The 19,168-nt window shown below is 67.0% G+C and carries 17 protein-coding genes and 3 pseudogenes; 15 read left to right on the top strand and 5 right to left on the bottom strand.

Annotated features, from left to right (window positions below):
* The first annotated feature begins 279 nt into the window (after positions 1–279).
* The 5 genes from AC07AB_RS39110 (at position 280) to AC07AB_RS39090 (ending at position 4,732) form a co-directional block, all read left to right on the top strand.
* Positions 280–2,169 (top strand): carbamoyltransferase family protein, encoded by a 1,890-nt coding sequence (locus AC07AB_RS39110; protein WP_478577207.1) that lies wholly within the window; start codon positions 280–282, stop codon positions 2,167–2,169.
* A 72-nt stretch (positions 2,170–2,241) separates the two neighbouring features.
* On the top strand, positions 2,242–2,535 hold the full coding sequence (locus tag AC07AB_RS39105; protein ID WP_478577204.1) for a hypothetical protein: 294 nt from the start codon (positions 2,242–2,244) through the stop codon (positions 2,533–2,535).
* 5 nt (positions 2,536–2,540) lie between these two features.
* Positions 2,541–3,074 carry an MOSC domain-containing protein gene (locus AC07AB_RS39100; protein WP_478577244.1) on the top strand — a complete coding sequence of 178 codons (534 nt, stop codon included), beginning with the start codon at positions 2,541–2,543 and terminating at the stop codon, positions 3,072–3,074.
* Between the two features lie 448 nt (positions 3,075–3,522).
* Positions 3,523–3,678: a hypothetical protein gene (locus AC07AB_RS39095; protein ID WP_478577201.1), complete on the top strand. Its 156-nt coding sequence runs from the start codon at positions 3,523–3,525 to the stop codon at positions 3,676–3,678.
* 289 nt (positions 3,679–3,967) lie between these two features.
* Positions 3,968–4,732, top strand: coding sequence for an alpha/beta fold hydrolase (locus AC07AB_RS39090; RefSeq protein ID WP_478577199.1), 765 nt, complete (start codon positions 3,968–3,970; stop codon positions 4,730–4,732).
* A 10-nt stretch (positions 4,733–4,742) separates the two neighbouring features.
* Here AC07AB_RS39090 and AC07AB_RS39085 read toward each other — a convergent pair whose 3' ends face one another.
* The 4 genes from AC07AB_RS39085 to AC07AB_RS39070 form a co-directional block, all read right to left on the bottom strand.
* Positions 4,743–6,272, bottom strand: a complete 1,530-nt coding sequence (locus AC07AB_RS39085) for an ISKra4 family transposase (protein ID WP_478577198.1) — start codon at positions 6,270–6,272, stop codon at positions 4,743–4,745.
* Between the two features lie 82 nt (positions 6,273–6,354).
* Positions 6,355–6,909: a hypothetical protein gene (locus tag AC07AB_RS39080; protein WP_478577195.1), complete on the bottom strand. Its 555-nt coding sequence runs from the start codon at positions 6,907–6,909 to the stop codon at positions 6,355–6,357.
* 355 nt (positions 6,910–7,264) lie between these two features.
* Entirely contained in the window at positions 7,265–7,807 is a 543-nt protein-coding gene (locus AC07AB_RS39075) for a winged helix-turn-helix transcriptional regulator (protein ID WP_478577193.1), read from the bottom strand.
* Between the two features lie 138 nt (positions 7,808–7,945).
* A complete protein-coding gene (locus AC07AB_RS39070) occupies positions 7,946–8,650 on the bottom strand; it encodes a TetR/AcrR family transcriptional regulator (protein ID WP_478577191.1) in 705 nt (234 codons plus the stop codon).
* Between the two features lie 133 nt (positions 8,651–8,783).
* Between AC07AB_RS39070 and AC07AB_RS39065 the strand changes: the two genes are divergently transcribed.
* The 5 genes and pseudogenes from AC07AB_RS39065 to AC07AB_RS39045 form a co-directional block, all read left to right on the top strand.
* Positions 8,784–10,235 carry an MFS transporter gene (locus tag AC07AB_RS39065; protein WP_478577189.1) on the top strand — a complete coding sequence of 484 codons (1,452 nt, stop codon included), beginning with the start codon at positions 8,784–8,786 and terminating at the stop codon, positions 10,233–10,235.
* Between the two features lie 187 nt (positions 10,236–10,422).
* Positions 10,423–11,604, top strand: coding sequence for a cytochrome P450 (locus AC07AB_RS39060; protein ID WP_478577187.1), 1,182 nt, complete (start codon positions 10,423–10,425; stop codon positions 11,602–11,604).
* Between the two features lie 14 nt (positions 11,605–11,618).
* Positions 11,619–11,792 carry an NAD(P)-binding protein gene (locus AC07AB_RS39055; protein WP_478577184.1) on the top strand — a complete coding sequence of 58 codons (174 nt, stop codon included), beginning with the start codon at positions 11,619–11,621 and terminating at the stop codon, positions 11,790–11,792.
* Positions 11,786–11,905, top strand: a pseudogene (locus tag AC07AB_RS39050) (hypothetical protein); the annotation flags it as partial. The gene AC07AB_RS39055 and the pseudogene AC07AB_RS39050, both read left to right, overlap by 7 nt.
* A 125-nt stretch (positions 11,906–12,030) precedes the next feature.
* Positions 12,031–13,188, top strand: a pseudogene (locus tag AC07AB_RS39045) (NAD(P)-binding domain-containing protein); the annotation flags it as partial.
* Positions 13,189–13,281: 93 nt separating this feature from the next.
* Here AC07AB_RS39045 and AC07AB_RS39040 read toward each other — a convergent pair.
* The gene (locus tag AC07AB_RS39040; protein WP_478577181.1) at positions 13,282–14,910 is read right to left on the bottom strand and encodes a (2,3-dihydroxybenzoyl)adenylate synthase; all 1,629 of its coding nucleotides are present in this window, start codon (positions 14,908–14,910) and stop codon (positions 13,282–13,284) included.
* A 120-nt stretch (positions 14,911–15,030) separates the two neighbouring features.
* Between AC07AB_RS39040 and AC07AB_RS39035 the strand changes: the two genes are divergently transcribed.
* From AC07AB_RS39035 to AC07AB_RS39015, 5 genes and pseudogenes are all read left to right on the top strand, one after another.
* The gene (locus AC07AB_RS39035) at positions 15,031–15,795 is read left to right on the top strand and encodes a thioesterase II family protein (RefSeq protein ID WP_478577178.1); all 765 of its coding nucleotides are present in this window, start codon (positions 15,031–15,033) and stop codon (positions 15,793–15,795) included.
* On the top strand, positions 15,795–16,541 hold the full coding sequence (locus AC07AB_RS39030) for an SDR family NAD(P)-dependent oxidoreductase (protein ID WP_478577176.1): 747 nt from the start codon (positions 15,795–15,797) through the stop codon (positions 16,539–16,541). The genes AC07AB_RS39035 and AC07AB_RS39030 overlap by 1 nt, the downstream gene beginning before the upstream one ends.
* A gap of 50 nt (positions 16,542–16,591) precedes the next feature.
* Positions 16,592–17,848, top strand: coding sequence for a pyridoxal phosphate-dependent aminotransferase (locus AC07AB_RS39025; RefSeq protein ID WP_478577173.1), 1,257 nt, complete (start codon positions 16,592–16,594; stop codon positions 17,846–17,848).
* A 170-nt stretch (positions 17,849–18,018) separates the two neighbouring features.
* Positions 18,019–18,585: a tryptophan 7-halogenase gene (locus AC07AB_RS39020; protein ID WP_478577170.1), complete on the top strand. Its 567-nt coding sequence runs from the start codon at positions 18,019–18,021 to the stop codon at positions 18,583–18,585.
* Positions 18,552–19,077, top strand: a pseudogene (locus tag AC07AB_RS39015) (tryptophan 7-halogenase). The gene AC07AB_RS39020 and the pseudogene AC07AB_RS39015 overlap by 34 nt, the downstream one beginning before the upstream one ends.
* Positions 19,078–19,168: the final 91 nt, after the last annotated feature.

Raw genomic sequence — 19,168 nt, 5'->3', positions numbered from 1 at the left:
TTTCGGAGTATGCGGTCCAAGGGCATGGCAGCCCCTCCTTGGAGATTGTGAAAGGCGCTCCGAACATCAAGGCTCAGGAAGTTCCGGCCTCGTTCGCTGCGAAATGCGACGCATACGATTGTCGTCGGCAATTCGTTGTGTCAATGTACTCGATTAGCCATGGGGATTGTCCGAAGTTCCGGGGTGTATGAAGAATGCATCCAGGGTGGTGCGATTCGCATATTGCAGCGGGCTGATCTTCGCCGATAGCCTGGCGGCGAAATTCGCTCGTGTTGGTAGGTGCTCGATTATTTCCGCACCTGGATATTCCACTCGGATCCGCCGGTCGGCGGGCAGTGCACGCGACGCAGCGCAACAGAGAAGGAAATTGTCATGATTGTTCTGGGCTGCAACGGGTTCACCCGGGGCGCAGAAGTCTTCGCCGAGAAATTTGGTGCGGTGGGCACCGAGAAGCACTACGTCCTCGGGCACGACTCGGGCGCGGCGCTCCTGGTGGACGGCAAACTGGTCGCTGCCGTCGAGGAGGAGCGACTCAACCGGGAGAAGAAGACCTCGGACTTCCCGTTCAACTCGGTGAAGTGGTGTCTGGACCAGGCCGGCATAGAGTTCTCCGATGTGGATCTCATCGCGATTCCATGGAACTTCACCACCGAGATCTTCGACGCGATGATGCACGACCTCGCGTCCACTCCGATGGGGCCTGCGGAGAAGGTGTCCCGGCTGGGTCGTATCGGTGAGCTGTTCGACAAGGTCCTCGGGCGCGAGGCGATCCTCGCAGACTTCGCCGCACGCACCGGATTCATACCTGATCCGGACAAGGTGGTGTTTGTGCAGCATCACCTCGCTCATGCGATGACCGGGTACTACATGGCGGGAATGAAGGACACCGCATTCCTCATCAGCGACGGCCGTGCCGAACTGTTCTCCTCGCTGACTGGGGAAATTCGCGACGGCCGGATCCAGGTCTTCGATGAGTCGGTCGTCAGTGCCAACGACTCGCTCGGCAATCTGTTCGCCTCGATCACGCGATTCCTGGGCTTTGTGCCCAATAACGACGAATACAAGGTCATGGGTCTTTCTGGATTCGCCGAGGCCCCCTCGCCGAATCCGTTCCTCGAACACATCGTCCTGCTGGACGAAGACGGTCGCTACACCCTCTGCCGGCCGCACGATATCGAGAACCCCCGATGCTTCGACGACCTGTTCGAGAAGTACTTCGGTCCCTTCGAGGACACCGTCGAGTACAAGGCCACTATCGCCGCCGCTGCGCAGGAGATGCTCACGGTCGTCACGAGCCGCCAGCTCCGCGCGCTGGAGGGGAGGACCGACCTGAACCACCTGCTGTTCGAGGGCGGCCTGGCGCTGAACTGCGTGAACAACACCAAGTTGTTGGAAGGTTCACGTTTCCAGGACATGGATGTGAGCTTCGGCGCCAGCGACACCGGAGTCGTCATCGGCGCCGCCGTCCACGCCTGGGCCAACCATCCGGACAACACCGCGGAGGTGAAGTACGCGGACTCGGTCACCCCGTACCTCGGGCCGGAGTACGACGACGCGACGATCGAGCGGACCCTGCACGAGTTCAGTGATCGGGTGCGATGGACCCGTCTGGCCGAGAACGAGGTTGTCGACCAGGTGGCGAAGCTGCTCACCGAGAAGGTCGTCATCGGCTGGTTCCAGGGCCGGCTCGAGCACGGGCCTCGGGCACTGGGCCACCGGAGCATCCTGGCGAACCCGAAGTTCCCGGATATCAAGGATGTCATCAACACCAGGGTCAAGCACCGTGAACCGTTCCGGCCGTTCGCGCCGATCGTGCTCGAGTCGGATGCACCGAAGATCTTCGAGATGGGTCGCAAGAGCCGTTCGCCGTACATGACGTTCGTGTTCCCGGTGCGGCCGGAGCACCACGACGTGATCCCGGGTGCGACGCACGTGGACGGTACCTCCAGGGTGCAGACGATCACCGACGAGGAGCCCTTGCTGGCGTCGCTGCTGCGCCGGTTCACCGCGCTGACCGACGTGCCGTGCCTGATCAACACGTCATTCAACGTGGCGGGCGAGCCGATCGTGTGCGCCCCGACCGACGCGCTGAACTGCTTCCTGGGAACCGAGATCGACTACCTCGTGCTCGGCAACTACCTCGTCACAAAGACGGACCAGCCCGCTTGACGTCTGTGATTCTCCCGCCGGGACGCCGTGCAACGGCGTCCCGGCGCCGGGGAAGGTGAAGGGAGGCCTTCTGTGCCTGACGTCTATGAGGCGACTGTGGACCTCACGACGGTCGTGCAAGATCTGGAAAGGCTGGCCTTGGAGCTCCGCGCCCCACGGCTACGGCGCATCCCGCCGGAGATCAGCGCCGCCTGCGACGCTCTCAGCTGTGCGGCGGTTCTGCTGCGCGCCCAGGAGGACGTCCCGGACGGCGCCGGCACCGATCTCCTGTACGACGCCGTCGGATTGGCCCGCAGCACTGTGGAGACGACGAAAATCGCGTGCCGCGAGCGCAGGCGGGCGCGTCCAGGGGGTGCTGACGCTTGAGCGGGATGGTGACGGCGGTCAGCAGCAACGGCGAGCATTCGTTCAGCAAGCCGGAACGGGACAGCATCACCTTGCTTGCAGGGCTGGGTGTGGAGGGAGACGCCCATGCCGGTATGACGGTCAAGCACCGAGCGAGTGTGGAGCAGGATCCCACTCAGCCGAACCTCTGCCAGGTCCACCTCATGCCCGAGGAGCTCTTCGCCGAGCTCGGTGCGGCAGGATTCCAGGTGGCGTCCGGCGAACTCGGCGAGAACATCACCACGCGCGGCATCGACCTGCTCCGCCTGCCTGTCGGAGCGGTCCTGCGTATCGGCGGTGGCGCGGTGCTGGAGGTGACCGGCCTGCGCAACCCTTGCCGGCAGATCGACGAGTTCCAGGACGGGCTGCTGAAACAGGTCGTCGGTCGCGACGAGGCCGGGAACATCGTGCGCAAGGTCGGAATCATGAGCGTTGTGAAGGAGAGCGGTGTAGTGCGCCCCGGTGATGTGATCGACGTGGAGCTCCCGGAGGAGCCGCACCGGCCACTGGACCGGGTCTGATCCCGCGTCCTTCCTTCCGCGGCCCGCACTGATGCACGGACCTGACACCGCGCCGCCCCGCCCCGCAGCTCGCGCTCCACCGCGCAAGCGGTTTCGCACAGTGGAGGTTCCCGAGAACGGCGGGGAGGAAGTCGTGGCCCTGCGCGACAAGAACGCGCAGCTCGAGCGCGCTGACGCGGTCCAGCCGACGGCGTCGGCCTTTTCGCGGCACGGCCCCGGCCCAGGTGACCGTGCTCGTCGATGAGTATCCGCACGGCCCGGGCCGGCAGATGCAGCGGCAGGGAGACCGGGCGTTGTCCGCCACCTCAGGGGATCCCGGAAAGCATCCAGATTCTGGCCAGGCGCAGGTGTGAGGCTGAGCCGGGCTCCGGTCGCTCCTGAGCTGGCCCATCACCGGGCGAGGGCGCGCAGAACCGCTTGCACGAGACCGGCGAACCGGAATTGATGGATGTCACAGGAGATTGTGTCGCCCCAGGCTGTGGCGGCGAGCACGGCAGCTCCCGCATGGGCACCGAAGCCCCTGCGACAGGAGGTCTCCCGGCTGCTGGACATGGAACTGCGCCCCGAGGACGGCGCTGTCAACCTCTTCGAACTCAGCTTGTAGTCGATGTAGCTGATGCTTCTCACCAATCGACTCAACCGTGCCGACGCCCGGGTCGACCAGCAGATTCACGGTGACCTTCCCGACGACTTCGGGCTGGCGCGGCCAGCGGGCGGCGGCCTGTCCCGCACCGGTGAGGAGCAGTACGGCGCAGAGCGTGACGGTCACATACACGGGGAGGGCAGGTTTTCCAAGGGTGTAGCTCGTCCTGAGGGAGGGTGCCCGGTCCGAGTGGCTTCGACGGGTGCTGGTGAGCCGAGAAGTGTCAGTGCCGTCTCCTACTATCCGCACCATGCGCAAATTCTTCATGGTGGGTGGTCGGAGACTGTCGTATGTGGACTTCGGGGGTCCCGGGAGGCCGCTTCTGGCTCTGCACGGGCATTACAGCGAAGCGTTGGTGTTTGCTCCGTTGGCGGCGGCGCTGGCTCCCGAGTGGAGAGTGATCGCGCTCGATCAGCGCGGGCATGGGGAGTCCGACCGTGCTGAAGGTTACGAGCGGGACGAGTACGTAGCCGATGTTGCGGCCTTTCACCAGCAGTTGGACGTCGGTCCGGTGGCGGTGCTGGGCCACTCGCTGGGCGGGGTGAATGCCTACCAGTTCGCGGCCCGGCACCCGGACAAGGTCAGCACGCTGATCGTCGAGGACATCGGTGCGGTTGTGGACTGCGACTGGTCGTTCACTACGCGTCTTCCCGGCGTCGTGCCGTCCCGGGAGGCGTTGGTCGCGGCCCTGGGTGCGGCGGCACCCTATTTCGAGTGTTCCTTCCGTCAGTCGGATCAGGGCTGGGGTTTCTCCTTCGACATCGCTGACACCGTGGCGTCCCAGAAGGCGCTCAACGGTGACCACTGGCACGACTGGATATCGGTGACCTGCCCCACGCTGCTGGTCCATGGAACCCGCAGCGACGAGTTGGCGCCCGAACACGCCGAAGACATGGCTGCCCGCCGGGCCGAGGGTACCCACCGGGTCGAACTGCCCGCTGGGCACGTCGTGCACCACGATGTCCCCGACCGCTTCGCCGCTGCGGTGACCGCTTTCCTCCACAGATCATGCTGAGCCAGGGACTTCAGGTCGGCAGGCGGTATCCGTACTGGTCCTTGTCCCCATGAGTGCGGTGATGCTCGCGAACAAGGTGAAAGTGCCAGTAGGCGTTGAAGTCGCCGTTGCTGATGATCGCGCGGAGTTGGAGGAGGGCCTCGGCACCGGGGACGCTCCATCTGCTGCCGGTGATCGCGAGGCGGTCGGCGACCAGGTGCCTGGCCGCTCCTTCGATCGCGCCGTTGCCGATCGGCCAGCCCCGGGCAAGGGCCTGGTCGTAGTGGAGGAAGTCGCTGTTGTTCCGCAGGTAGCGGATCGCTTTGTCGACGGCGGTGCGCTGTTCACTGGTGAGTTGGTGGTGGTCGGCCTCGGTGTTCAGGGCAGTGACGGTGTCGTGGGTGGCGCCGTTCAGCAGGCGGACGGCGTGGATGGCAACCCAGTCCTCGCCGTCCGGGTCGGTGGGGCGAAAGAAGCAGCGGGCGGCGGCCCAGAGTTTCTCCAGAACGTGCACGATGTCCAGGACGATGTGGATCTTTATGCCGCGGCGGGCGGCTTCGGCCTGGATGAGGTCGAGTTGGTGGCGTGCGCCGTCGACCAGGACGACCCAGTCGCGGCGGTGCTCGGGGGCGCGAGCGGTAGCTTGGTCGAAAGCCTGGGCGATGACCTGCTCGGGATCGTGCTCGACGGAGCCGGTCAACCACTTGTGGGTAGCCCGGGGACCGGGCCGGGGCCGGCGGTGGCCGGTGCGGCCACCGGGCGGGGCGATCACGTCGTGCGGGCGACGAACGGCCGGGTCGGTGTCGTAGACACAGGCGAGGGTCGCCATCCGTTTCCGGTTCGTCTTCTCCCCGGCGGACAGACGGGTGCGGAAGACGTGCTGGGCGCGTCGGGCGGCGCGGGCGGTGTTCTCGCGCAGGTGCTCGGGCCTCATTACGATGCCCTTGCCGTCGACGGACAGGACCAGCAGCGTCGACGCGCTCGCCGGGACAGGCGTGCGGGCTGAGTAGAAGGCAGCGACGTCGGTGGCAGCCGCCTTGACCAGGTGTTCGAGCTGACGCTTCCCGACCACTTTGCCGCTGGCGCGTTCGACCGCATCCAGGGCGGTGTCGTAGGAGCCGCGGACCGCTTCGAGTACCGCGAGGCGGCGCAGTCCGAGGCTGTGTCGCTCACGTGGCAGCGCGAGCGCTGCGTCGGCCGGATGCAGGTTGGGCAGTCCCGCAGCGCGCAGGGCACACCGCGTCACGGTCACCGTCCCGACCACCGTCGCCAACTTGCGTCGGTGGCATGGTTCCAGGCGGGTCCGTCCACCGCCGATCCTCGCCCGGCCCGGGGCGTCCAGCGCGGACAACACGGTCTCCTCGCGCCGCGTACGAAGGTCGAGGTGGCCTTGCAGGAGGAGACGGGCCAGCTCCCGGCCGCCGACCGCCGCCCGCTCCTCCACTTCCTGGTGGGGCAGTTCGAGCGCACCGGGGCCGGAGAAATCGGTGAGCAGAGAAGAGAAGAAAGAAACGGCGCAGGCAAACGGGTCAGCCATCGCGGCGCTCTCGTACTGTTTCATCGGGCTCTCGCTTTCACGAGCATCGGGCTGGTTTCGTCACCTCCGACGCTAGGAGCGGGAGCCCGCCTTCTTCACCGGCGCGTCAGTGCCCACCGGCATCCCCCGGTTGCCCCGGCGCACTCCCCGTAGGCACCGGCGTGCCCCGCGCGGCGAACAGACCCGGCTCCAGCTCCGCGATCCAGTCCCGTTCTGCCAGCCGTTTCAGCTTCGAACGGAACCCCTCCACCTTGCTCTTGTCGGTTGACAGCCCGAGCGCGGCGCACAGATGGTGCGCCCGCATCGGATGCACCGCGTCACCCAGGACTTCCACGATGTCCCGGTACGAGGACGGCAGCACCGCCGCGTCCAAATCCGCCGACCAGGTCGGCACCAGCCGCACCCCCACCGGCGACCCCGCCCCGGCCACCGGCCCATTCGCCGGCTCCGCCGCGCCGCTCTCCCCGGTCTCGGGGCCGGTCACCGACCCGTCCGCGGACAAGATGTCGCTCATCGTCTCCCGCGTGATCTCCAGCCGGGACACCACCCCTTCCTGCTCGGCCAGCAAGGCCGCCAACTCCTCAATCTGCCCACGCAGTTCAGCGATCCGATCCCGCGCAGCAGCCTCCCGTCGCTCCAGTTCCTTCAGCCACGACACCATCGCCGCCTCCCAGCCCCGAACCCTGGACACGACGATCCGGCAAACCGTCCCGGGCAGCAACAACCCACGACGACCTCACTGCAGGAGAGCTACACCCGTTTTCCAATACACCCATGGCGGTGTGAGGCCCTTCATGGTCGTTCTGGCGCGGTTGCCCAACTGGCAAGGAGCAGCTCCGGGCGAATACACGTGCTGCTGTGGGCAGTTGTCGCATGGGCGAGGGCTTCGGGCCCGTACCGTCCCTGCCGAACAGGGCGAACGGTTACAAGGACGAGGGCAGCCCATGGTGGTACGAAAGCCTGCGGTTCAGCGGCGCGAGCCCGGCAGACCCGAGCCACGACCGCTCACGCGCGGGTCACCGCCGCTGTGGGATCTCTGGATAGCGGGCGCTGATCAACTCGCTCGCCCGGGGGCCGCGGGTGAAGACGTAGTTGGCCGTGTCGATCCGCCGGCCCGTGTGGCGGTCGACCACGACCGGGTCCACCGCCACGCCCGCCCTGACGTCGACCAGTACGAGACTGCGGTCCTGTGGGGGGAGTTCACGGTTCCCCCATGCCGCCATGACCAGGATGAGCGGGCGCAGAGCCCGGCCGTTCCCGGTGGGCCGGTACTCGCGGTCCGCGGGATCCTCGGTACCGTCCTCGGTCTCGAGAAGGCCCTTCGCCACCAGATCGGCGAGCCGGTCCTGCAGCGCGGCGGCGGGCGTGGCCAGATTCCGGCGGATCGCGTCGAACCGGGTGTGGCCGTCGAAGACCTCGTGCAGGATCTCCAAGGTCCACCAGTGGCCGACCACTTCGACCGTGCGCGCCAGCGGGCAGTCGGGGATTCGTGCCCTCGGGCCGGGCAGGCGCGGCTCGGCACGCTCACCGCTTCGGCTGCTCAAGAGATCGCTGCTCACCGTCGGCTCCCAGGCGGTCGGAATTGTCTCGTGCCAAGCCTGCAGTGTCGCACCCCGTCGAGGCAGATCATCGGAAAGAAAACGGCAAGACCTGAGTGCTTCGGCCGGCTCGACATCTGCCGGGAGCTACGTGGTTGATCAGCTGTCGACGCTCTGCGTTGTCGCCGCTGTGGCCTGTGCGAGCAGTCCGTCGACGAAGGCGCACAGTGCCTGGGGGTAGGTGTCGAGCCGGGACAGCGTCGCCCACTGATCGCCGAGGGCGGCCAGGCGCGGCAGTTTGGATGTGTCGAGGCCGTCGAGGAAGGCGTCGGGGGCGGTGGGACGCTTGTCGTCCAGGCGCTGGTCTGCGGAGTGCGCGCGCACCAGGATCTCGCCGACCGTGTAGTACCAGATATTGCGGAACACATGGACGGCCTGCTCGGGCGTGCATCCATGGTCCATCGCCCCGGCCAAGATGGTTTCGACCAGCCACAGTGCCGAGTCGCCGAGCCGGGTGATGAACCCGTCGGTGGTGAGGACCTCTGCAGCCCATGGCCAGGCCGCGAGGGCGTCATGGAACGCGGTGGCGCAGGCGACGATGCGGTCCCGCGGCTCGTTGGACAGGCCAGGGTGGGGGATCTGGTCCGCGTACTCGTGGATCAGGAGGAACAGCAGGTCCTCCTTGTCCCGTACGTGGTGGTAGAGGGTCGTCGTGCCGATACCGATCTCGGCGGCCAGCCGACGGATGGTCAGTTTCTCCCAGCCGCTCTGATCGATGAGGCGACGGGCCGCAGTCAGGATCTGCGTACGGGATGTCACAGGGGGACGGCCGACGCGGCCGTGCGCTGCCTTGGTTCGGGACACCACCCCATCATGCCTCTCTGTGAAGATCTCACGCCTTTGTCGTCTGCGCTCGACAGCCCGCTGGCCCGATGCTAATTTCGGAACGTGTTCGAAAATACCCCTCACCCAAGATCACAAAGGGACTGATGCTGTGGTGACAAACACGGAATCAGCAAGCGGAGAAGTGGTCCGCGAGGGGGTCGCTCGGCCCGAGCTCACCCTCGCCGCGGTCGCAGTCGTGCAGTTCATGGTGTCGCTGGATCTGTCGGTCGTGAACGTCGGTCTGCCGGAGATCGCCTCCGGCCTCGGCTTCAGCGAAGTAGGCCTGACCTGGGTCATTCACGCCTACGCCCTCACGTTCGGCGGGCTGCTCCTGCTCGGCGGAAAGATCGCAGACCTGTACGGCCATAAGCGGATCCTGACGATCGGGCTCCCCGTGTTCGGCCTCGCCTGCCTCGCCGGCGGCTTCGCGCAGGAACCCGGTCAGCTGGTGGCGGCCCGCGCCGTACAGGGCGTCGGGGCCGCCACACTGACGCCGGCCGCGCTCGCGCTGTTGGCCCGGGCCTTTCCCACCGGCAAGGCCCGCGTCAAGGCCTTCGGCATATGGAGCGCGATGAACGCCGCCGGCGGCGCCCTCGGCGTCCTGATCGGCGGGTTGCTCACGCAGTACGTGGGCTGGCAATGGGTAATGTTCATCAACGTCCCGATGGTCGCGGTGGCGCTGGCCCTGGCTTGGCGCGGCATCGCCCCCGACCAGCCCGTCGAGCGCCGCGGGCGCCCGGACGTGCTGGGCGCGGTCCTCGCCACAGCAGGCATGACCCTGCTCGTGTTCGGCATCATCCGCACCGACCAGTACGCGTGGACCTCGGCGGCCACGCTGTCGACCCTGGCCGTCGCCGTCGTGCTCCTCGCCGCGTTCCTCTACGTCGAGAAGACCACCACCCGTGACGCGCTGATCCGGCTTGGCCTGTTCACCAACCGTTCGGTCGCGGCGGCCAACTCCTACAACCTCCTCCTCGGCGCCGCTATGGCCTCGGCCTTCTACTTCGTCTCCCTCTACCTGCAGCGTGTGCTGGGGCACGGACCGGCCCTGTCCGGGATCCAGTTCCTGCCGTTCGCGCTCGGCGTAGTAGTCGGCTCTGTGGTCGCCGTAAAGCTCGGCTACAAGTTCCCGGCCCGCAATCTCCTGATCGGCGGCGGGATGCTCACCGCGGCAGGGTTCGCTTGGTTCGGCATGATCAGCGCCGACGGCTCGTTCGCCACCGACGTCCTGGGGCCGTCGATCGTCACCAGCATCGGATTCGGGCTCTGCCTCGCACCGGTCGTCTCCACCGCCACCGTGGGCGTCGCGCCCCACGAGACGGGCTCCGCCTCCGGAATGCTCAACAGCACACGCCAGATCGGCGCATCCCTGGGACTGGCCGCCCTCGGCACCGCCGCCCACGACCGCACGGGCAAGAACCCCGGCCTCGACGCTCTCACCGACGGCTACGCGCTCGGCATGACCATCGGCGCTGTGCTCCTGGTCGCGGCTGTCCTCGTCGCGCTCACCGTTCTGCCCCGCACCAGCACAGCGGCACCGGGCCCAGGAGCCGGTCGGGCGTGAACTCGTCCTCGACGGAACTGACGGGTCATGACCCATCAGCACAGAGGCTGCTCGGCAGGTCGGCATCGGCCGGCCGGGCAGCCTTCTTGTAGGTTGGCCGGAAAGGAACGCGCAAGTCTCCGGGCATTGGCCATGTGGGACCTGTCACTCTCCCGCAATGAGTAAGCCCGCTCTGAGAGTTCGGTCCTTGGACCTTTCCGATCCGGCCACATTCGTTGAGAACGACAGCCATGAGTTCTGGCGCGAAGTGCGCGCCGAGCGTCCCGTCTACTGGCACGAACCCACTGACCGGAACGCCGGGTTCTGGGTGGTGTCGCGCTATGCCGACGTCCAGTCGCTATACCACGACACGGCCCTAAGCTCCGCCCGGGGCAACGTCCTCGACGTGGTGCTGCGCGGTGATGACTCCGCGGGCGGGAGCATGCTCGCGGTCACCGATGGCCCGCGCCACCGCAAGCTGCGCAACCTCATGTTCCGGGCCTTCACCCCGCGCGTTCTCGGCGAGGTCGTGGAAAAGGTTCAGCGACGCACGACCGAGCTGGTGTCGACGGTTGTCGGGCGCGAATCGTTCGACTTCGCCGCGGAGGTCGCGGAGCAGATCCCGATGAACACGATCTGCGACCTGTTGTCCATTCCGTATGCGGACCGCGCTCAGCTGCTGCAGTGGAACAAGATGGCGCTGTCGTCCGGCGAAGCGGACAGCACGGAGCTCGACGCGCTCAGCGCCCGCAACGAGATCGTGCTCTATTTCATGGAGTTGGCGCGGGAGCGGCGGGACGCCCCCGGCGGTGACGTCATCAGCATGCTGGCGACCGCACAGGTCGAGGGGCGTGGGCTCACGGTCGAGGAGATCGCCGTAAACTGCTACAGCCTCATTCTCGGTGGTGACGAGACGTCCCGGATCTCCGCGATCTGCGGGGTGGCCGCGCTCATCGAGAACCCCGACCAGTGGCGCGCTCTGCGCGAGGGCGAGGTCTCCCTCGACTCGGCGGTGGAGGAAGTCATCCGCTGGGCGACGCCGGGGATCCATCTGGCGCGCACCGCCGTCGAGGATCTGCGGATACGCGGCCACACGGTGCGGCGCGGCGACATCGTCACGCTGTGGAACATCTCGGCCAACAACGATGAGGCGGTCTTCGACCAGCCGCGCCGGTTCATGCTGTCCCGCTCGCCCAACAAGCACCTCGCGTTCGGTCATGGCCCGCACTACTGCCTGGGCGCCTTTCTCGGCAGAGCGGAACTGAGGGCCCTGCTGAGCGCCCTGATCGCAGGCGTGGCACGGATGGAGCTGTGCGGTACGCCGCGCCCCATCTACTCGAACTTCCTTACCGGTTACGACAGCCTGCCGGTCCACTTCGCATGTCACTGAAAGGAGAGGCAAGAATGCGGAAGAACATCTGCGTCATCGGCGCCGGGCCATCGGGACTGGTCGCGGTGAAAGAGCTGCTCGACGAAGACCATTCAGTGACTTGCTTCGAGCACGGCGCCGAATTGGGCGGCGTGTTCCGCGCAGGGTCGGCCTCGACGAGGCGGGCGCCTACGACTCGACGATGCTGACCACCTCCAACTACATGATGACGTTCTCCAGTTTCCCGCCGCCGGAGAACCAGGAGCGACGGTACTGGTCGGCCGGTGAGTACCGGCAGTATCTGCTCGATTTCGTCGACAAGTTCGGTCTCGCGCCGGCCATCAAGTACCGCACCGACGTGCTGAGCGTGTCGAAGAACGAGAGCGGGGGCTACACGGTCGAGGTCGCTCCGGGGGGGGCGACCCCGCGGCAAGGCAGGCGCATCAGTTCGACGCGGTGGTCATCTCCACGGGCACCCACCGGGTCCCCAACTACCCGGACCTGCCGGGACAGTCCGAATTCACCGGCGACATCGTGCACTCGGCCCACTACCGGAACGCTGAACGATTCCGCGGAAAGCGAGTCCTCTGCATCGGGATCGGCGAGACGGCAGCGGACGTCGTGAACGAGCTAGCCCAGACGGCAACGAGTTGCACGCTGTCCGTGCGCCGCTACCAGCCCATCGTCGAGTGGTACCCGGGGGGCGGGCCGCACACGAACGACGCCTACACCTCGCACCTGCTCCACTCCGTGCCTCTGGCGGCCGCAGGTGCGGCCATGCACTTCGGGGTGAAGCGGAACAAACGCCGGGGCAAGACAGCTGCCGCCAGGGCAGTGGCCGAGTGGAACTCGAAGAACAAGTCCTTCTTCCACCACTTCCTGACCAAGAACGAGGCATTCATCCACCGGGTCGTCGACGGCTCGCTCACGGTTGACGCATCAGGTATCGAGCGCCTCGGCGAGGACTACGTCCAGTTCAAGAACGGCCGCCGGGTGGAGATCGACACGATCATGCTGAACACCGGCTACATCGAGGACTTCAGCATCCTGAAGGACGTCGAGATCGACGATGTGCGGAAGCTGTACAAGCACATGATTCACCCGGATCTCGGCGCCGACGTCGTCTTCATCGGCTGGGCTCGGCCGGCCGCCGGCGGTGTGCCGGCGTGTTCCGAGATGCAGAGTCGGTATTTCGCCCTGTTGTGCAGCGGAAAGAAGAAGTTGCCGGACCGTGTCAGGCTCCAGGGGCTCATCGAGCGTCAGGCGGCGTACGAGAACGAGGTCTTCCACGGCAACCCTGATCTCCGCACGCTGGTGCACTACAACCACTTCACGATCGATTTCTCGCGGGTGATCGGATGCTCCCCGTGGCGCCCGGCCGTCTTCTTGAACCCGCGGTTGGTGTACAAACTATGGGTCGGATCTCAAATGCCGTACATTTACCGGCTGTTCGGCCCACACAGTGACTACAGGACCGCGAAGAGGACCATCCTGAGCGTGCCCTCGGCGTTCAGGCTCCCTCAGGCCCTCGCGACGGCCGCGGTCAGCGGCGTCTCGCGGGTGCTGATAGCCGTGGGCCTGATGAAGGCAGACCCCAGGTACTGATCGCGGGCGGCGGGCCAGACGGAACACGTCCGCCTGGCCCACCGCCCGCAGGCCTTCGAAGTACGGCCCGAGCCCGAGCGCGAAGACGGTCGCCTAGACCACCTGGCGCTCAGGACAGGAGGCCTTCAACGCCTTCTTGTCGATCTTGCCCACCGGGGTGCGAGGCAGATCGGGCACCACGATCAACTCGTCCGGGAGCTTATAGGACGCGAGGCCGCGCTTGCGGATGTGATCCCTGAGCGTGCGCAAGGAAATGTCCGGCGCCGATGCGCTCGCCTCGCTGCGGCGGAGGACGACGAAGACGCAGAGGCGTTCGTCGAGTGCGTCGTCCGGGATGCCCACCACCGCGGTGTCCCGGACCAGCGGGTGGGTCAGCACGTGGCCCTCGACCTCCTCGGCTGAGACCTTCTCGCCCAGGTGATGGATGATGTCCTTCAGACGGCCCTCGATGACGATGTTTCCGTCGTCGGTCATCCGGGCCAGATCGCCGGTGCGATAGAAGCCGTCAGTGGTGAACGACCGGCGATTGTGCTCCGGCGCGGCGAAGTAGCCCCGGATCGTGTACGGGCCCCGGGTGAGCAGCTCACCGGTCTCGCCGGGGGCAACCTCGCCGCCGTCCGCGTCCACGATCCTGATCTCGTCGTCCGGGCACACGGGCCTGCCCTCGGTGCCGAAGGCGACCTCCGGCGGATCGTCGAGCCGCGTGTGGGTGATCAGGCCCTCACCGATGCCGTACACGTTCAGGATCCGGCACCCGAGGCTCCTGCTCACCTGTTCCGCCGCCGCGGGCCCGAACTTCGAACTGCCTACCTGGATGGTCATGCCGCTCATGTCGACCGGCTTGGTCGAAGCCGCGTCCGCCCACAGCAAGGCCAGCGCAGGCACGAGCGTCGTGAGCGTGACGCGCTCCTGCTCGATCAATGGAAACACGTGGTCGGGGCTGGGGTTGGCGGCCAGCACGGCCTTTCCGCCGAGGAGCAGCGCACCCAGCGCCCCTGGGCAGCCGAGTGCGGCGTTGTGCGGCACGGGGTTCGCGGCGAGGTAGACGCCGCTGTCGTCGAACTCCAGGACCCGGGCACAGGCGAAGATGTTGTACGCGTAGTCGTCGTGGGTCCGCGGAATCAGCTTCGGCACACCGGTGGTGCCGCCCGACAACAACAGCAGCGCCACCTCGGACGCGTCGACCGGCGGCAGTTCCCGTACGGCGGACCGGGCGAGCTCGGACAGCGGCGTGAACTCCGCAGGATCGCCCGCGACCAAGACGTGCCGCAGGCCGGGCATGTCGCGGCGGACCTCGCGGGCCAGCGCCCGGTAGTCGAAGCCCTGGAGCCGGTCGGGGCCGACATAGCCCACCGCGTCCGATGAGCGCACCAGGTGGAGGATCTCGTCGCGGCGGTGACCGGGCAGTGCGAGCACCGGTATCGCACCGATGCCGACAAGGGCGACGACGGTGGTCAGGAAGTCGATCTTGTTCGGCAGTTGCACCACCACCCGGTCGTGCTGCCCGACGCCGAGATCGAGAAGGCCGGACGCGATACGGTCGGCCTCCGTGAGCAACTCTGCGTAGTCGACACGGCGTTGTACGTCCACTGCGGCGATCTTGTCTGGGTGGCGGCCCGCGCGGTCGGCGAGCAGCTGCCGCAGTGAGACCCCGTTCCAGTAGCCGGCGCGGCGGTAGCGGTCGACGAACTTGGGCGGCCAGGGAACGAACCCGTCCAGCATGTGTCCTCCTAGGTTGCGACGCCTTCAGGTTCGGGCAGTGGCACAGGAGCGACGGCGGGCTCGACAGAGCTTTGACAGATTGTGGTGGACAGGCCAAGGGTTTCGGTGAAGCTCGATGGCGTGACTCCCATACGATCGCTTCACCGACGTTGGGTGCGGGTCCTCAAGGACGTGGAGCGCCCGGCCGGCCAGCTGGTCTGCTTTCCCCATTCGGGTGGTTCGGCGGCGACATACCGCGCCTGGTCGTCGGCGATGCCCGCTGACTCCCGACTGCTCGCCGTGCAATACCCGGGGCGCGCCGACCGGATCGCCGAGGCACCCGCGACCAGCATCGCCGAGATGGCCTCGTGCGTCGCAGCGGAACTGCTGCGCCTCGACCCGGCCCCTTGCACCCTGTTCGGACACAGCATCGGCGCACTGGTCGCGTACGAGACCGCGCGCGTGTTGCAGGAGAGCGGCACCCACGTGGACTGCCTGTTCGTCTCGGGCGCACCGGCGCCATGGCTGGCCGGCGGCGGGACCACACACCGGCTCCCGGACACCCGACTCTGGTCCCTGCTGCGGGACTTGGGCGGCATAGACCCGGAGGTGGCGGACGACCCTGAGTTCAGGGAGCTGCTCCTGCCGGTGCTCCGATCGGACATCGCCCTCAATGAGACCTATCGGCCGATGCCCCCCGACGAGCCGCTGAGCTGCCAGGTCCGCGGCTACCTCAACACCGAGGACCCGCTGGTCGACGGGGCACGAATCGGTGCCTGGTCCGGCGTCAGCACCGGCCCGTTCAGCGTGCGGGCCTGGCCGGGCGGGCACTTCTGGTTTCTGTCGGACCCGACCGAGCTGGTCAGCGACATCCGCTCGGTCTTCGCGGAGAGCGAGGCCGTGTGATGACGCTTGCCGGAATGTCGGTCGTGGTCACCGGTGCGGCCACCGGTATCGGCCGGGGCATTACGGAGTGCTTGCTGAAGTCGGGCGCGAGCGTCACGGTCGTCGGGCGCCGCGAGGAACCACTGCAGGAGCTCGCGGCGCGTTACGGAGACGCCGTCGCGGTGATGGCGCAGGACGTTGCCGCACCCGCCGCCGCCGAACGGATCGTCGAGGTGGCGACCGCGAGCTTCGGAGGGCTCGACGCGGTGGTCAACAACGCGGGCCTGGCCCGTTTCGGCTCCCTCGATCAGATGGACCCCGCGCTGTTCGACGCGATGTTCGCCGTCAACGTCCGGGCGCCGGCCCAGCTGATCCGCTGCGCGCTACCGCAGCTGCGGGCCCGCCGTGGCAGCGTCGTCAACATCACGTCAGTCGGCGGCGCACTGTCGATGCCGGGGCGCTCCTTCTACGGCGCGACCAAGGCGGCCGCCAACAGCCTGACGCGGTCGCTGGCCAGGGAGTTGGCACCGGACGTGCGCGTGAACGCGATCCTGCCCGGCCCGGTGGACACTCCGATGTGGAACGAGACCGGCTTCAGCGAGAAGGCCACCGAGCAGATGCGGGTCGACCTCCTCGCGTCGACCCCGATGGGGCGGTTCGGCGAGGACACCGAGATCGGCCAGTGGGTGTGCCTGCTGCTCGATCCGCAGCTGTCGGGCTGGGTCACCGGTGCGCTGATGTCCGTCGACGGCGGCCGCACCGCATGACACACCTGGTGAATCTGACGGGCTCTCAACATTACAGAGGTGGCACGGGTATGACTTTCGAGATGTTGTCCGCCGCCGGCTCCATACCTTCCTCCTGTCTGCACCGCATCTTCCGGGCTGCGCAGCTGAGGGAGGAAGAGGCCGGCGTCGATGTGCTGAAGCTGCATGTCGGCGACCCCTACTTCGACCCGGCCGACAACGTCGCCGAGGCCTTCATCGACGCCGTGCGGCGCGGCGAGACCAAGTACACCGGCGTGGAGGGCCTGCCCGAGCTTCGCGCGGCGGTGGTGGACAAGCTCCGGGCGGACAACGGCGTGGACAGCGCGGTCTCCAGGCTGCTGATCTCACCGGGCTCCTGCCAGGGCCTGGCCGCGTTGATGCAGTCGCTCGCAGAGCCCGGCGCCGAGATCCTGCTGCCGGAGCTGCACTGGCCGGTCCATCTGCAGCAGAGCGTGCTCGCGGGATTCCGGCCCGTGCTCTACCCGCTCGGCGCCGATCTGCGGCCCGACCCCGAGGCGATCGCAGCCGTCGCGACACCGCGTACCCGGGTCCTGCTGATCAACTCACCGGCCAACCCGACCGGTGTCGTCCTGGACCGCGATGAGCTCGGCGCCCTGCTGGACCTGGCGCGCAGCCGGGGCTGGCAGGTCATCAGCGACGAGGCCTATGAACACTTCCTCTACGAACGCGAGCACATCTCGGTCGCCTCGCTTGAACGGGACGTCTCGGTCGACGAGCGCATCGTGCACGGGGTCTTCAGCTTCTCTAAAAGCTTTGCGATGACCGGCTACCGCCTGGGCTACGTCGCACTGGCCAACGACCGCGCCGCCGACGTCATGAAGGTTGTCCAGGAGGCCAACATCATCGGCACGTCGACCCCGGTGCAGTACGCGGGGATCGCCGCGCTGGACAGCCGGTCCGACGCCACGGCGACCAACCGCAAGCTCGTGCAGAGCAACAGGGATGCGGGGCTGCCGCCGCTGATCCGGGCCGGACTGCTACACGAGCTGCCGGCCGGCGGGTGGTATGCGATGTTGGACGTGCGCCGAACCGGCCTGGACGCTGAGACGTTCGCTACGCGGCTGCTCGAGCGCAAGGGGGTCGCGGTCGTACCGGGCGAGGGGTTCGCCATGCGCCCCGAGCTCGACATCCGGGGCCGCATCCGCTCCCACACCTATGCGCCCTGGGCGCGGCATCTGGTCCGGATCGCGTTCTGTGTGGATCCGGCGGTGCTGGGGACCGGGGTGCGCAGGATCTTGGAGTTCGTCGACGAGTGCAGTGACGGCGGGCCGGCCCCAGCTGCATGAGGCGCGGCTGCCGGGATGGTTCAAGACGGTTCAGTTCGACGGAAGTTTAGGAGACCATGGTCAGAAGTGCTGTGATCGTCGGCGGCGGGACCGCTGGCTGGATCACCGCGTCGTAATTTGAAGCGACGTTCGGCGATCAGCTTGCTGTCGCTCTCGTCGAGTCAAAGAACGTGCCCACCATCGGCGTTGGTGCAGCCTCTTCCAGCACGATCCGCCACTTCTTCGCGTACCTCGGACTGGAGGAGCGTGACTGGATGGCGGACTGTCACGCCACGTACAAGCTGGCGATCCGCTGCGACAACGGGCGGGCCGAGGGTCACCACTTCTATCACCCCTTCGAGCGGCCACGGGTGGTGGAAGGCGTCCCTCGTCGACTGGTGGCTGCACAAGCGGCCCAGCGCGGACTACGACAGGGACTGCTCGGTTCGGGTCCGGAGGCCCGGTCCACGATGGCCGAGCAGACCACCCAGTTTCCGTACCAGTTCGACGCGACGTTGTTGGCGAAGCTGCTCACGGGCTACGGCACCGACCGCAGTGTCCGGCGCGTGCTGGATCGCGTGGTCGAGGCCGCGGTGGACGAGCGCGGATACCTCACGCATGTACGCACCGACGCTGGCGACTACTGCTCCCGGACGAGGCCGAGCCCACGCCCAGTGAGTTCGTGGGACCCGCCGCGGACGACCTGGACGCCAACCACGTCCGGATGCGCATCGGCCGGGGTGAGAACTCCTGGGTGAACAACTGCGTGGCGATCGGCCTGTCCAGCGGGTTTCGTCGAGTCGACGGGGATCTTCTGCATCCAGAACGCGATCGAGCAGTTGGTGAAGGACTTCCCGGACGGCCGGGACGATGATCAGCTGCGCACGTCCTTCAACTGGCAGGTCGCCAACGTGATGGACAGTGTCCGGGAGTTCCTCGTCCTGCACTACGTGGCTGCCAAGCACAACGACAACCAGTACTGCCAGGATGCCAAGACCCGCAAGATGCCGGACGGCCTTGCCGAACACATCGAGCATTGGAAAGTGAAGCTCCCCGACAAGGACACGATCTGCCCCTGCTGCCACGGATTCGAGTCGTACTCGTACACCGTGATGATCACGGGGCTCGGAGGTCTTGACGTACGCCCCCTGCCCGGCCTGGAGATGATGGACGACGTCGCCGCGACGAAGGAGCTGCGGCTGGTCCGGGACCAGGCCGACGCACTGGTCGAACGGCTGCCGAGCCACTAGCCTCGCGCTTTCATGAAGCGAGTTGTCCGACGGGTGGTCAGGTAAGCGAAAAGTGCCTCTGACCAGCAAGAATGAGGATTGTCGAGGTCCT

This window comes from Streptomyces sp. NPDC044033 (genome assembly GCF_056434425.1).
This window is presented reverse-complemented; position numbering and strand designations above follow the sequence as displayed.

Coding starts and splice junctions, on each gene's coding strand:
- AC07AB_RS39055 (WP_478577184.1), top strand. CDS start 11,619: ATGCGGAAGAACATCTGCGTCATCGGCGCCGGGCCATCGGGACTGGTC.
- AC07AB_RS39095 (WP_478577201.1), top strand. CDS start 3,523: ATGTCACAGGAGATTGTGTCGCCCCAGGCTGTGGCGGCGAGCACGGCA.
- AC07AB_RS39025 (WP_478577173.1), top strand. CDS start 16,592: ATGACTTTCGAGATGTTGTCCGCCGCCGGCTCCATACCTTCCTCCTGT.
- AC07AB_RS39030 (WP_478577176.1), top strand. CDS start 15,795: ATGACGCTTGCCGGAATGTCGGTCGTGGTCACCGGTGCGGCCACCGGT.
- AC07AB_RS39080 (WP_478577195.1), bottom strand. CDS start 6,909: ATGGTGTCGTGGCTGAAGGAACTGGAGCGACGGGAGGCTGCTGCGCGG.
- AC07AB_RS39040 (WP_478577181.1), bottom strand. CDS start 14,910: ATGCTGGACGGGTTCGTTCCCTGGCCGCCCAAGTTCGTCGACCGCTAC.
- AC07AB_RS39085 (WP_478577198.1), bottom strand. CDS start 6,272: ATGAAACAGTACGAGAGCGCCGCGATGGCTGACCCGTTTGCCTGCGCC.
- AC07AB_RS39090 (WP_478577199.1), top strand. CDS start 3,968: ATGCGCAAATTCTTCATGGTGGGTGGTCGGAGACTGTCGTATGTGGAC.
- AC07AB_RS39100 (WP_478577244.1), top strand. CDS start 2,541: ATGGTGACGGCGGTCAGCAGCAACGGCGAGCATTCGTTCAGCAAGCCG.